This window comes from Peteryoungia aggregata LMG 23059, from assembly GCF_030814435.1.
GTDB lineage: Bacteria > Pseudomonadota > Alphaproteobacteria > Rhizobiales > Rhizobiaceae > Allorhizobium > Allorhizobium aggregatum.
This window is the reverse complement of sequence record NZ_JAUSUW010000004.1, coordinates 228,071-242,145: the sequence shown is the minus strand read 5'-3', so window position 1 is coordinate 242,145 and position 14,075 is coordinate 228,071. Positions and strand designations below refer to the sequence as shown.

General features: G+C 61.4%; 11 protein-coding genes. 8 read left to right on the top strand and 3 right to left on the bottom strand.

Annotation, left to right across the window (positions count from 1 at the left end):
• Positions 1-4: 4 nt before the first annotated feature.
• Both J2045_RS08600 and J2045_RS08595 read right to left on the bottom strand, forming a co-directional pair.
• A complete protein-coding gene (locus J2045_RS08600) occupies positions 5-1,024 on the bottom strand; it encodes an aldo/keto reductase (RefSeq protein WP_307371678.1) in 1,020 nt (339 codons plus the stop codon).
• Positions 1,025-1,052: 28 nt separating this feature from the next.
• A complete protein-coding gene (locus J2045_RS08595) occupies positions 1,053-2,558 on the bottom strand; it encodes a UxaA family hydrolase (protein WP_307371675.1) in 1,506 nt (501 codons plus the stop codon).
• A gap of 250 nt (positions 2,559-2,808) precedes the next feature.
• On the opposite strand from J2045_RS08595, the gene J2045_RS08590 reads away from it, so the two are divergent.
• Complete coding sequence (locus J2045_RS08590) at positions 2,809-3,696, top strand: GntR family transcriptional regulator (protein ID WP_307371673.1); 888 nt, start codon at positions 2,809-2,811, stop codon at positions 3,694-3,696.
• 3 nt (positions 3,697-3,699) lie between these two features.
• A complete protein-coding gene (locus tag J2045_RS08585) occupies positions 3,700-4,788 on the top strand; it encodes a mannitol dehydrogenase family protein (protein ID WP_307371671.1) in 1,089 nt (362 codons plus the stop codon).
• A 10-nt stretch (positions 4,789-4,798) separates the two neighbouring features.
• Here J2045_RS08585 and J2045_RS08580 read toward each other — a convergent pair whose 3' ends face one another.
• Positions 4,799-5,722: a helix-turn-helix domain-containing protein gene (locus J2045_RS08580; RefSeq protein ID WP_307371669.1), complete on the bottom strand. Its 924-nt coding sequence runs from the start codon at positions 5,720-5,722 to the stop codon at positions 4,799-4,801.
• Positions 5,723-5,873: 151 nt separating this feature from the next.
• On the opposite strand from J2045_RS08580, the gene J2045_RS08575 reads away from it, so the two are divergent.
• From J2045_RS08575 to J2045_RS08550, 6 genes are all read left to right on the top strand, one after another.
• Positions 5,874-7,106: an ABC transporter substrate-binding protein gene (locus J2045_RS08575; protein ID WP_307371667.1), complete on the top strand. Its 1,233-nt coding sequence runs from the start codon at positions 5,874-5,876 to the stop codon at positions 7,104-7,106.
• A gap of 88 nt (positions 7,107-7,194) precedes the next feature.
• Positions 7,195-8,103: a carbohydrate ABC transporter permease gene (locus tag J2045_RS08570; RefSeq protein ID WP_307371664.1), complete on the top strand. Its 909-nt coding sequence runs from the start codon at positions 7,195-7,197 to the stop codon at positions 8,101-8,103.
• A complete protein-coding gene (locus tag J2045_RS08565; protein WP_069042831.1) occupies positions 8,103-8,954 on the top strand; it encodes a carbohydrate ABC transporter permease in 852 nt (283 codons plus the stop codon). Before J2045_RS08570 ends, J2045_RS08565 begins: the two co-directional genes overlap by 1 nt.
• Positions 8,951-11,056, top strand: a complete 2,106-nt coding sequence (locus tag J2045_RS08560) for an alpha-galactosidase (RefSeq protein WP_307371660.1) — start codon at positions 8,951-8,953, stop codon at positions 11,054-11,056. The genes J2045_RS08565 and J2045_RS08560 overlap by 4 nt, the downstream gene beginning before the upstream one ends.
• Positions 11,049-12,140, top strand: a complete 1,092-nt coding sequence (locus J2045_RS08555) for an ABC transporter ATP-binding protein (protein ID WP_307371657.1) — start codon at positions 11,049-11,051, stop codon at positions 12,138-12,140. Before J2045_RS08560 ends, J2045_RS08555 begins: the two co-directional genes overlap by 8 nt.
• Positions 12,140-14,068: a beta-galactosidase gene (locus tag J2045_RS08550; RefSeq protein WP_307371653.1), complete on the top strand. Its 1,929-nt coding sequence runs from the start codon at positions 12,140-12,142 to the stop codon at positions 14,066-14,068. Before J2045_RS08555 ends, J2045_RS08550 begins: the two co-directional genes overlap by 1 nt.
• Positions 14,069-14,075: the final 7 nt, after the last annotated feature.

Genomic DNA, 14,075 nt, shown 5'->3' with positions numbered 1-14,075 from the left:
GCTCCTATTCCCGGATAGCTGCATCGCCGAGCGGCGGTGCAACGAGTGTGTGCGCCTCGAAGGGTGCGAAGGCGGAAGCCGGCAATTCCTCTGATGTCAGAGCCATGTTGCGATGAAGGCTTTCCGGCTTTGCCGTGCCGATGATGACAGAGGCGACCGCCGGATGGTGCAGCGGGAACTGCATGGCGAACTGGGCGAGCGGCTTGCCGGCCTGCTTCGCCAGATCTTCCATGGCGCGCACCTTGCCGAGGACTTCGTCGGTTGCGGGTGTGTAGTCGAAATGCGCGCCCGGAACGGCGCCCGTCGCCAGGATGCCTGAATTGAAGACGCCGCCGGCGGTGATCGATGTGCCGCGCTTTTCGCAGAGCGGCAGCAATTCCTCGACGGCGGAACGATCCAGCAGGGAATAGCGGCCGGCCATCAGGATGACGTCGATATCGATGTCAGCCATCATCTCCAGGCAGGCGGGGACCTCGTTGACGCCGAGACCGAAGGCCTTGATGGCGCCCGAGGATTTCAGCTGGTCGAGCGCCTTGTAACCGCCGTCGCGCAGCTGTTTCACATAGCGATCGTTGACTTCGCGGCCATGGGTGTAGACGCCGATATCATGGACATAGAGGATGTCGATGCGGTTCAGGCCGAGGCGGGCATAGCTGAAATCGACCGAACGCATGATGCCGTCATAGCTGTAGTCGTAGACCAGCTTGAAGGGCAGCGGATCGACGAAGCCGACATTCGGGATCTGGTCCTTCGGCACGGGTGCGAGTAGGCGACCGACCTTGGTGGAGAGCACATAGCTGTCTTCCGGCTTGTCGCGCAGGAAGTCGCCGACATAGCGCTCGGCCTGGCCGAAGCCGTAATGGGGGGCCGTATCGAAATAGCGGATGCCGTGATCCCAGGCGGCCTGGAGCGTTGCAATGCCGACATCACGCGGACAGCGGCGATAGAGGCCGCCGAGCGGAGCCGTGCCGAAGGAGTATTCGGTCACTTCGAGGGCGGTCTTGCCGATGCGTCTCGTCTTCATGCTGATATCCGGATCCCTGTTGTCGAGGTCAGAGCGTGGCGCCGAGGTGCCACGGCACGAATTCGTTGTCGCCGTAGCCGAAGAGCTCGCTCTTGGTCTTCTGGCCCGAGGCGGTCTCGATGATCAGGTCGAAGATGTCGCGACCCAGACCTGAGACGCTGGCATCACCCGTGGCAATCACGCCGCAGTCGATATCCATGTCCTCTTCCATCGACCTGTAGAGCGCGGTGTTGCTCGTCAGCTTGATGGAGGGCACGGGGCGAGAGCCGAAGCAGGAGCCACGGCCGGTGGTGAAGGCAATCACATTTGCGCCGCCTGCCACCTGGCCGGTCGCCGAAACCGGGTCGTAGCCGGGCGTGTCCATGAAGACGAGGCCGTGTTCGGTGACGCGTTCTGCGTAATTGTAGACGGCGGTCAGCGGCGAGCGTCCGCCCTTGGCGACCGCACCGAGGGATTTCTCGAGAATGGTTGTGAGGCCACCCTTCTTGTTGCCGGGCGAGGGGTTGTTGTCGAGCGAGGCGCCGTGCTGGGCGACATAGGCCTCCCACCAGGAGATCAGGCCGTCGAGCTTGACGGCGACATCTTCGTTGACGGCGCGGCTGCGCAGGAGGTGTTCGGCACCGTAAATCTCCGAGGTTTCGGAGAGGATCGCCGTGCCACCGGCGCCAGCCAGGATATCGACGGCAACACCGAGCGCCGGGTTGGCTGTAATGCCGGACAGGCCATCCGAACCGCCACATTGCAGGCCGACGATGATCTCGCTGACGGAGATCGGTTCGCGGCGCATCGTGCCGACTTCCGCTGCGATCTCCTTCAGGATCGAAAGGGCGTTTTCCACGGCGCGGCGCGAGCCGCCGGCGTCCTGGATGTTGAAGTGACGCTTCGAGGCGCCGGCGCCGCTCTGGCCGTAAAGCGTCAGCTGGTTGACTTCGCAGCCGAGGCCGACCATCAGCACGCCGCCGAAATTCACGTGTCTTGTGTAGCCGGCTATCGTTCTGTGTAGCGTGCGCATGCCGTCGCCGGTCGAACTCATGCCGCAGCCTTGGTCGTGGACGATCGGCACGAAGCCGTCGATGCCCTCGTAATGCGGCAGGATGGTGCGGTTCGCGGCATCCGCGATCGCCCGACAGACCGTGGTGGAACAGTTCACGCTGGCGATGATGCCGATGTAGTTCCGGGTCGCAGCGCGCCCATCGGCGCGGCGATAGCCCATGAAGGTGCGGCCCTTGTCGGCTGCCGTCGCCGTTTCGGGCTGGGCGAGGCCGCTCACCGAGAGGCGATCTTCATCAAAGGCGAGATTGTGGGAATGGACGTGGTCGCCTGCGGCAATGTCCGTCGTGGCTCGGCCGATCGCCTGGGCATATTTGACCACAGGCTCGCCCTGGCGGATAGCTCGAACCGCCACCTTGTGGCCGGGGTCGATCTTCACCGCCGCGACAGCGCCGCCCGCCAGTAGATGCCCGGCTTCGATCGCAACAGTGGTCACGGCAACATTGTCGTCCTGCGACAGCAGGATACAGGCTGGTTTCGACACCCGATGTTTCTCCCATGCGTCCGGCGATACCGGATCCTGTGTTTTGTCTTTTATCGGCAATAGACAGTTTCTCGTCAATGGGTATGATATCGATAAAGAACAATTTGCTCCATCCCGGAGCGGGAGGAGCTGAAACCCTTGTCGAAGGAGAGGAAGGCCGCCGCAATCGGTGGTTTTCATTGCGCGGGTTCGCGTCTTGCGCCAAGAGGCAAAAGACCGAAGCGCCAGATAACAGCAACCAGGCAGATCCATGGCCAAGCAGAACACCGTCTTTAAAGATGCTTACAACCGCACGCTGAAGCTGATCGAGGAAACGGACACGCTTCCCTCGGAGCCGGAGCTCGGCGGGTTGCTCAGTGTCAGCCGCACGACCGTCAGGGCCGTCCTGACGCGCCTCGGAGAAGTCGGGCTGGTTGCCTGGGACAAGCGGTCGAAGACGGTGTTGCGGCGGCCGGTCCGAAACGACTATTTCCCCGACGAGGAGACCAACTCTCTTTCAGATATCATCGAGCGCAGCTTTATGCGGCGGATCCTGGCCGGTGGCGCGCAGCCGGGCATGCAGATCAACGAGCTGGAGCTTGCTCGCGAGATTGGCATCGGCACCACGAGCGTGCGCGAATTCCTCATCCGTTTCAGCCGTTTCGGGCTGATCGAGAAGCGGCCGAACAGCCATTGGGTGTTGAAGGGCTTTACCCGCGAATTCGCGCTTGAGCTGACCGAGGTGCGCGAAATGTTCGAGCTGCGCTCGGCGGCAAGCTTTGTCCATCTGGCCGAGGACCATTCGGCCTGGGACGAGCTCCGGCTGGTTGAGGCGCAACACCACGCGCTGCTGGCCGATATCGACAATCGCTACATGGATTTCTCAGAGCTCGATGAACGCTTTCACCTGCTCGTCCAGAAGGCGTCGAGTAATCGCTTCATCATCGACTTCTACGACATCATCACGATCGTCTTTCACTACCACTACCAGTGGAACAAGACGAATGCGCGGGCTCGAAACCAGCGGGCGCTGGAAGAGCATCTCGACTATATCAGCGCGCTGTTTTCCCGCGATGCAGGGAAGATCGAAAAGGCCTGCCGCCAGCATCTGAAATCGGCACGCGAAACGCTACTGCAATCCATCCAGGAGCCTGCCTGAGCCATGACCACGCCCATCCTGCAATTCGGCACGAGCCGATTTCTCCAGGCGCATGCCGATCTTTTCGTCAGCGAGGCCATGGAGGCAGGGAAGGCGCTGGGGCCAATCACCGTTGTGCAGACGAGCGGTGATGCCTCCCGGGCCGGGCGGATTGGCGCCTTGTCGGCCCCCGAGGGGTTTCCGGTCATTATCCGGGGGCTGGAGGATGGAAAGGCCGTGGAGCGGGAGTTGCGTGTGCGGTCGGTCAGTCGGTCGCTGTCCACCCAGGCCAATTGGGAGGAAGTCACCCGGATCTTCGTCGACGAAGCGCGCGTCATTCTCAGCAATACCGGAGACAAGGGCTATGCTCTGGTTGACGGCGACACGGTCGATGGCGTTCCGCGTTCTTTTCCGATGAAGCTCCTGGCATTGCTGCATGCGCGTTTCCGTGGTGGTGGCATGCCGCTGACCATCTTGCCCTGTGAGCTGATCTCGCGAAACGGCGAGGTGCTTCAGCGACTGATCGTTGATCTCGCAAGCCGGCACATTCCCGACGCGATGTTCGTTTCCTGGCTGACAGACCGGGTCATCTGGGGGAACACGCTTGTTGACCGCATCGTCTCCGAGCCGATCGAGCCTGCGGGGGCGATCGCAGAGCCCTACGCGATCTGGGCGATCGAGCGCCAGCCGGGACTGACACTTCCCTGCGAGCACCCGTGCATCAAGCTCGTCGAAGACCTGACGCCCTATGAGCGGCTGAAGCTGCATATTCTCAATCTCGGCCATACCGTGCTTGCCGATCGCTGGCGGGGGGAAGGCCGGCCGCAGACGGAATGCGTCAAGGACATTCTGGCCAATTCCGCGATCCGTGGTGAACTGAAGGAGATTTACCGCGAGGAAGTCGTGCCCGGTTTTCGGATGCATGGTCTCGGTGACGAGGCGGAGGTTTATGTGGCGACCACGCTGGAGCGGTTCCTCAATCCCTATCTCGAGCACCGCCTGGCCGATATTGCCGGCAATCATGCGGAAAAGGTCGTCCGCCGCATCATTGGTTTCCAGGAATGGTGCCCGGGCGTGGCCATGCCCCGACTGTCAGCGATCGCGCGACGTTGATCCGGGGCGCTCAGGCTTGTGGCATGCCCTTCGAGCGCATGCGGCGACGGAAAGCCGTCGGCTTTTCGACAAAACGCTGGCTGAAAGCCTCGTAGAAGCGGGAGACCGACCCGAAGCCGCTTTCGAAGGCGACGTCGGTGATCGAGAGGTCGGTTGAAATCAGCAGGGACTGGGCGGTGTCCAGACGGTGGCGCACGATCGCCTGGTTGATCGTATGACCGACGGCCCGCTTGAAGATCGACATGGCATAGTTCGGGTGCAGACCGACGGCGTTTCCGACGTCGTCGGCCGAAATGTTTTCCAGAGCATGTTCTGCGATGAAGCGCAGCATGCGCTCGATGTGCTCGACGCGCTCGCTGTCATTGGCGCTGAAAGCGGCGATCGCTGAACCTTCCTCACGCAGATCCCGCCAGCCGTCCCGCTCGATCCTCAGAACCCGTGCCGTCAGTTCGTTGCGCACGATTTCGGTCAGGTTTTCGTCGCCGGCCAGAAGTTCCTCGCGCCAGTGCTGAAAGATGTCCCGGTCCCAGGAACGGATTTCGAGCGCTTCGATCATGGCGCCCCGAAACACGGCATCGCGGAAGCGGCTCAAGTTCGCGAGCCCGAGAAAGACCGACATCGGCACGTAAAGGCAGACGAAGCGGGTGCCTTCGCTGCGGTCGATGACCTGATGTGGGATCATGCCCCAGAACAGACAGAGCCGTCCCTCGTCGACCGTCAACTCGCGACCGTCGAACCAGTAGGTCATCTCACCCGTCAGCACGAAATTGAGCTCGATCTGGCTGTGCATATGGGGGCCCGCCATGCGGTGAACCGTCAGGCTCTCGCCCGCACAAAAGCGATGATCGCCGAAGATGACCAGCGGGTGTCGCGGGTCATGATCGGGATGGACAGGAACGGATTCGTCTGCCAGCAGGGGTTTTACATGTTCCAAATCTTAGGATCCCGGAAAAGATCGGCAAAAACTCGGTAGATTATTACGGGTTTGAATCGGATGATCAAGATGAGCTGAGAATTCCGCTCCGGTGGGATCCGGGGCGTCAAGCTCGGCATATGCAATGCATAACGGTCATAGGGAGGAAAACATGACCTTTTTCAAAAGCCTGAGCAGCCTTGCTCTGGGTGCTGCCCTTCTGTCGTCCACCGCATTCGCCGGTGAAATCGTGCTCAACTCCGACCATTCCGATCCGGCGCCGAAAAAGGCGATGGAAGAATTGATCGCTGATTTCCAGAAGGCCAACCCCGATATCACGGTCAAGTGGAACAACTTCGACCACGAAGGCTACAAGTCCGCCATCCGCAACTTCCTGACCGCTGACGCTCCCGATGTCGCCGCATGGTATGCCGGCAATCGCATGGAGCCCTTCGTCAAGGCCGGTCTGTTCGAAGACGTCTCGGATGTCTGGGAAGCCAACGGCCTGAACGACCAGCTGAAGTCCGCTTCCGCCTCGATGACCATCGATGGCAAGAAGTGGGGCGTGCCTTACACCTATTACCAGTGGGGCATCTACTATCGTAAGGACATCTTCGCCGAACAGGGCATCGAGCCGCCGAAGAACTGGGCCGAATTCCTGGCGGCTTGCGAAAAGCTGAAGACTGCCGGCGTCACCCCGATCACAATCGGCACCAAGGCCCTGTGGCCGACCGGCGGCTGGTTCGACTATCTGAACCTGCGCGTCAATGGCTACGAGTTCCACATGGAACTGACCTCCGGCAAGGTTCCCTATACGGATCCGCGCGTGAAGGCCGTGTTCGAGAAGTGGGGCGAGCTGGTCAAGGCCGGTTACTTCAACGAGAACCATGCCGCGATCGACTGGCAGGATGCCATTCCGCAGATGGTCCAGGGCAAGGCTGCCATGTATCTGATGGGCAACTTCGCTGTCGCCACCATGAAGGATGGCGGTCTGAAGGAAGAGCAGATCGGCTTCATGCAGTTCCCGGAAATCACCGCGGGCATCCCGATGGCCGAGGAAGCCCCGACCGACACCTTCCACATCCCGTCGGGCGCGAAGAACAAGGAAGATGCGAAGAAGTTCCTCGCCTATCTCGCTTCGCCGGAAGCCCAGACGAAGATGAACGCAACGCTCGGTCAGCTGCCGGTCAACAACAAGGCCGAGAAGCCGTCGGATCCGTTCCTCAATGCCGGTTTCGAGATGCTGTCGAACGCTTATGCGCTCGCGCAGTTCTACGATCGTGACGCCAATGCCGAAATGGCAAAGGCCGGCATGGAAGGCTTCCAGGAATTCATGGTGAAGCCCGACAACCTGGACAAGATCCTGGAGCGACTGGAAAAGGTCCGCGCCCGCGTCCACAAGTAAGCCATAGAGCTCCCTGCGCCGGGTGCTGTGGGTCTCCCTGGGCCCATGGCATCCGGTTGCCGTTTTCCTTTCCCTCAGAGGTGCCGCCATGAGCAACACCGTTCCTTCGTCGTCCAGCGCATGGAAGCGAAACCAGCAGAAGTTCGCGCCGTTCCTGTTCCTGGCGCCGGGCATGCTGATGTTCCTGATCTACGTGCTCGTGCCGATCTTCCAGTCCATCTGGATCAGTTTCCACGACTGGGATGGGCTGGGGGCGATGACCTGGATCGGGTTCGGCAACTATGTCGAGCTGATCGACGACGACACCTTCTATACCTCGCTCTACAACAACCTGATCTGGTTGGTCCTGTATCTCCTGTCCATTCCGGCAGGTCTGGCGGTTGCGCTATTCCTCAACCAGACAGTCACGGGCATCCGGCTCTACAAGTCGCTGTTCTTCTTTCCCTTCGTGATCAGTCAGGTCGTCGTCGGCCTGATGTTCACCTGGTTCTACGCCCCGGATTTCGGCCTGTTTTCGAAGCTGACGGAAATGCTGTTCGGCGAGCAGATCGCCGTTCTCGCCGACGAACGCTTCGTCACCTACGGGATCATCGTGGCCGGTCTCTGGCCGCAGACGGCCTATTGCATGATCCTCTACCTGACCGGTCTCAACAACATCAATCCGGAGCAGGTCGAGGCCGCCCGCATGGATGGCGCCAAGGGTCTGAAGCTGCTCTGGTATGTGATCCTGCCGCAGTTGGCACCCGCAACCTTCATTGCCATGGTGGTGACGGTCATCGGCTCGCTGCGCTCCTTCGACCTTGTGTCGATCATGACCGCAGGCGGCCCCTATGGATCGAGCCAGGTTCTCTCCTACTTCATGTATGAGCAGGCGCTCTCCGAATATGGCTTCCGCATGGGCTATGGCGCATCGATCGCGGTCGTGCTGTTCCTGATCATGATGGTCTTCATCTCGCTCTTCATCGTCCGCATGCTCGCTCAGGAAAGGAACGCCTGATGTTCCCCACTCCGATCCAGAAGGCCTCGCCCTTTGCGCAGACGGCCTACAAGATTCTGTTGCCGGTAGCGCTCGTCCTCTGGCTTTTGCCGCTGATCGGCGTCGCCATCACGTCGGTTCGCCCGGCCGGTGACCTCGCCGCCGGCAATTATTTCGGCATCCCTTCCGGCTTTGCCGGTTTCGAGAACTATTCGGCCGTCTTCAACAACTCGCCGATCGGCTATTACATCCTGAACTCGTTCAAGGTGACGATCCCGACGGTGATCGGCGCGGTTGCGCTTTCCTGCCTCACCGGCTTTGCGCTGGCGGTCTACAAGTTCAAGGGCAATCTGATCCTGTTCTTCATGTTCGTCGCGGGTAACTTCATTCCGTTCCAGATCCTGATGGTTCCGGTTCGCGACATGACGCTGCGCGCCGGTCTCTACGACACGACCATGGGTCTCGTGCTCTTCCATGTCGCCTTCCAGACCGGATTCTGCACGCTCTTCATGCGCAATTTCATCAAGGGCCTGCCGTTCGCGCTGATCGAATCGGCGCGCGTGGAAGGTGTCTCCGAATGGCGGATCTTCCGCTATATCGTGTTGCCGCTGATGCGTCCGGCGATTGCTGCCTTGTCCGTGCTGATCTTCACCTTCGTCTGGAACGACTACTTCTGGGCAACCGTTCTGGTGCAGGGCCAGCATGCCATGCCGGTGACGGCGGGTCTCTATTCGCTGAACGGCCAGTGGGTTGCCGCCTGGCATCTCGTGTCCGCCGGTTCGATCGTTGCGGCCCTGCCGCCGGTCGCCATGTTCTTCCTCATGCAGCGCCACTTCATTGCCGGCCTCACACTCGGAGCGACCAAGGGATGAGCGAAATCGTCATCATCGATTCGGGCCAGCTGGCGCTGAGCCTGCGCTTGCCAGCGCTTGGCATGCCGGAGATCCTGTCCTTCGGCGCGGAACCTGTCGAAGCCGATTCCCTGTTCGAGATCGAGCGTTCCAGCCGGGTCAACGGCATGGACATTGCCGTACCCTCGAATGTGCTCCTGCCGACGGGCGGCATGGGCTTCTTTGGCTGGCCGGCGATTACAGGTCACCGCGGGGGCCGCGATTTCGTGGCGCAGTTCGGCGGCTGGACCGTCCATCGCGACGGCAATCAGACGGTGCTGAAAGCTGTCGATTCGGTTGCCAGGCTCGGCATTGCCATTACGCTCACCGCGCATGTGTCAGGCCTCATTTCGATGGCGACGGAGTTAAGCAATCTGGGTGACACGGATTATCAGCTTGATCGCTGCATGGCGGCGACCTTCCTGGCGCCCGCCGGCGATGTGCAGGTGATGAGCTTCACCGGCATCTGGGGGCGCGAGTTCCAGACGCGGCGCGAGCTTCTCGGCAACGGCACCTGGATCCAGGAAAGCCGGCGCGGGCGCACCTCGCATGATCGCTTCCCGATGCTGTTCATCGAAAGCGAGACCCAGATCTTCGGCGTGACGCTGGGCTTCAGCGGCAACCATCAGATGGTCATCGACCGCACCGATGACGGTCAGCGGCTGGTGCATCTCGGCGAACTCTTTGAACCCGGTGAAATCGTCCTGAAGCCGGGTGAAAGCTATCGCAGTCCGATCGCCTATGCCGGCGCCGACAGCCAAGACTTCCATGCCTTTGTCCGTGACGAGCTGACCCAATGGCCCGCCGGCAAAATGAGCCCGCGCCCGGTGACGCTGAACACCTGGGAAGGCAATTACTTCGACCACCAGATGGACTCGCTGAAAGCCCAGGCGACAGCCGCCGCCGAGCTTGGCATCGAGCGCTTCGTGCTCGACGATGGCTGGTTCGGCAAGCGCGACAACGACACCACGAGCCTTGGCGACTGGGATATCGATGCACGCAAATATCCCGATGGCTTGAAGCCGCTGGTCGATCACGTCACCGGGCTTGGCATGCAGTTCGGCATCTGGTTCGAGCCTGAGATGGTGAATCCGGTTTCCGAGCTTTACAAGGCGCATCCCGACTGGGCACTGACGATCGAGGGTCGTCCAATCCTGGAATCGCGCACCCAGTTGGTGCTGGATCTGACGCGTCCCGAAGTCTCCGATTATCTCTTCGGCAAGATCGACGCGGTGCTGTCCAACCATGCCGTTTCCTACATCAAGTGGGACATGAACCGCGATCTCACGCATGCAGCCGGTCGCGACGGCAAGGCGAAGACATCAGCCCAGACCCGTGCCGTCTATGCGTTGATGGACCGCATTCGTGCCGCTCATCTCAATGTCGAAATCGAGAGCTGCGCCTCCGGTGGCGGACGTATCGACTACGGTGCCTTGAAGCGCACCCATCGCGTCTGGACGTCCGATTGCACGGATGCGCTGGAGCGGCTGGAAATCCAGCGCGGCGCTTCGGTCTTCGTGCCGCCGGAAATTCTCGGCAGCCATATCTCGGCCTCGCCGAACCATCAGACCGGTCGCCGCCATACGCTGGCCTTCCGGGCGCTCGTGGCCATCGCCTATCATCTCGGTGTGGAGCTCAACCCGCTCGAACTCACCGATGAGGAGCGCGACGAACTCAAGGTCTATATCGAGACCTACAAGCGGCTGCGCGATCTCTTCCATGCGCCGGGCGCCAGTTTCCGCATGGAGCCACTCGACGGTCGCTATGTCTGGGGTGCTGCTTCGGCCGAGAAAATCGTGGTGATCGTCGCTCAGGGGCCGCAGATGGTGGGCGAACAGCCAGCACCTCTGCGCCTGCCCGAGCAGATCACCCAGTTCGGTGGCCAGTGGCGGATCAAGACCGTGCTGCCGGCAGAACCGAAATTCATCCGTATCTCCGAGGGCCAGAAAGCGCTGCTTTCCGGTGCCGTGACCTTCGCGCTTTCCAGTGCCGGACTTTCCGGCCTGCCGCTGCCGATGCTGACGCCCGAAAGCGCTCTTCTCCTCGAACTCGAACCGATCAAGGGAGGCAAGACCCATGGCTGATGTAAGCCTGCGTGGCGTCAAGAAACAGTTCGGCGCGCTCAGCGTCATCAAGGGTGTGGATCTCGACGTCAAGGACGGCGAGTTCTGCGTCTTCGTAGGCCCCTCCGGCTGCGGCAAGTCCACGCTTCTGCGCATGATTGCGGGCCTTGAGGAGATCACCTCCGGTTCGCTTGCGATCGGTGGCCAGGACATGACCAGCATCGGCCCGTCCGAGCGCGGCGTTGCCATGGTCTTCCAGTCCTATGCGCTCTACCCGCATATGACCGTCGAGGAAAACATCGGCTTCGGCCTGAAGATGACCGGCCATTCCAAGGCTCTGATTGCGGAGCGCACTGCCGTTGCCGCCAAGATGCTGCAGCTTGAGCCGCTTCTGCAGCGCAAGCCCGGCCAGCTTTCCGGCGGCCAGCGCCAGCGCGTCGCCATCGGCCGCGCCATTGTCCGCAATCCGGAAGTCTTCCTGTTCGACGAACCGCTGTCGAACCTCGATGCGGCGCTGCGCGTCCAGATGCGCACGGAGCTTTCCAAGCTGCATCAGGACCTGAAGGCGACAATGATCTACGTGACGCACGACCAGGTCGAGGCCATGACCATGGCCGACAAGATCGTCGTGCTGTCGGCAGGCCAGATCGAGCAGGTCGGTTCGCCGCTCGAACTCTACCACCGCCCGAACAATCTTTTCGTTGCCGGCTTCATCGGCTCGCCGAAGATGAATTTCCTGAAGGTTCAGGCTTCGGCTACCGACGGTGTTACCGTGGTGCGGCTGCCCGGGGCCGAGATCTCGATCCCGACGCATGGGGCCAGCGTTCCGGCTGGTGAGATGACCTTCGGCCTGCGTCCCGAGCATATCGATGCGACAGGCAAGGGCGATGTCGTCATCGAGGCGACCGTCAAGCTCGCCGAATATCTGGGGTCTGAGACGCTGTTCTTCGTCACGCTTGCCGATGGCTCGGAGCTTGCGGTGAAGGCTGATGGTCTGGCCAGCGAGAAGCCCGGCCAGACGCTGCGCCTCGGCATCAATGCCAAGGCCTGCCATCTGTTCGACAAGGACGGCAAGGCCGTCATCAATGGGGATCTGACACGATAATGCTGGGCGTCTGCTACTATCCGGAACACTGGGACGAAAGCCGGTGGAAAACCGACGCGCGCCGGATGCGCGAACTCGGCATTTCCTTCGTGCGTATCGGTGAATTTGCCTGGTCTCGTCTGGAGCCCTCGCGCGGCAATTTCACCTTCGAATGGCTCGATCGGGCGATTGACGTGCTGCATGAAGCGGGCCTGAAGGTCGTGCTCGGCACGCCGACCGCAACCCCGCCCAAGTGGCTGGTGGACGAATGCCCCGATATCATCCCCTATGACGAGCAGGGCCGCCCGCGCGGCTTCGGTTCGCGCCGTCACTACACCTTTTCATCGGAGACCTGGTGGAAGGAAAGTGCGCGGATCGTCGAGGTTGTCGCAGAGCGCTATGGCAAGCATCCGGGCATTGTCGGCTGGCAGACAGACAACGAATATGGCTGTCACGATACGACGGTCTCCTGGGGTCCTGAAGATCTGAAGAGCTTCAAGCGCTGGCTGCGGCTGCGTTACCAGTCGACGGACCAGCTGAACGAAGCCTGGGGTTCGGTCTTCTGGTCGATGGAGCTTTCGAGCTTCGACGACATCGCCCTGCCGAACCTGACGGTGACCGAGCCGAACCCGGCGACGCGTCTCGACTTCTGGCGTTTCCATTCGGACCAGGTCGCGGCCTATGACAAGATGCAGTGCGAGATCATCCGCAAGCATTCGCCCGGTCGCTGGGTCACCCATAACTTCATGGGCTTCGTCTCCGATTTCGACCACTTCAAGGTCGGCGACAATCTCGATCTGGCCTCCTGGGACAGCTATCCGATCGGCTTCGTCGAGAAGTTCCCCTTCACAGAAGAAGAGCGCAATCGCTGGGCCGAAACCTCGCATCCCGATATCGCGCCCTATCACCACGATCTCTACCGCGCCGTCGGCAAGGGTCGCTTCTGGGTGATGGAGCAGCAGCCGGGTCCGGTCAACTGGGCGCCGTGGAACCCCGTGCCGAAGCCGGGCATGGTGCGTCTTTGGACCTGGGAGGCGCTGGCTCACGGTGCTGATGTCGTGAGTTACTTCCGCTGGCGCCAGGCACCGTTTGCGCAGGAACAGATGCATGCGGGTCTGAACCTGCCCGGCCTCGACGAATGGTCGCCGGGCGGCAAGGAAGCCATGCGGGTCTCGGACGAACTCGCCGCTCTCGGCGCGCTTCCCGAGACGAGCCAGGCACCTGTCGCGCTGGTCTTCGACTATCAGAGCTACTGGTCGACGATGATCCAGCCGCAGGGCAAGGATTTCCGTTACGAGGAACTCTGCTTCCGCTGGTATGAGGCCCTCCGCCATCTCGGCCTCAATGTCGATTTCGTCCGTCCGGGCGCGTCGCTCGAGGGCTATCCGCTGGTTGTCGTGCCCTGCATGACGGAAGTGACGGAAGCGGCACGCGCCGAGCTTGAAAAGGCTAAGGGTGTCCTAGTGATCGGTGCGCGCACGGGTTCGCGCGACCGCAATTTCCGGATACCGGAAAACCTGCCGCCGGGTCCGCTCGGCGCACTCACGGGCAATCGCGTCATTCAGGTCTCCTCCATGCGGCCGGGTCTCTCGGATGGCGTCTCCGGTGCGGTTTCGGGTCATGCGATCCGTTGGCGCGAATATCTGGAGACCTCGGCCTCGGTGCTCGCGACCTTCGAGAACGGCGATCCGGCTCTGACCGAGAAGGACAATGTGCTCTATCTCGCCTGCTGGGCCGATGCCGGGCTTCTCGCCGAGTTGCTGGAACTGGCCACCAAGAAGGCAGGTGTTGCGACGCTGCGCGTGCCCGACTTCATCCGCATCCGTCGCCGCGGCGACCTGGTCTTCGCCTTCAACTACGGAAGCGAAGACTGGCCGCTGCCTGCAGGTGCCGATCCGGTGCTCGGCGAGCGCGTGCTGAAACCGCAGGCGGTTGCCGCCTGGCGCTGACGCTAGG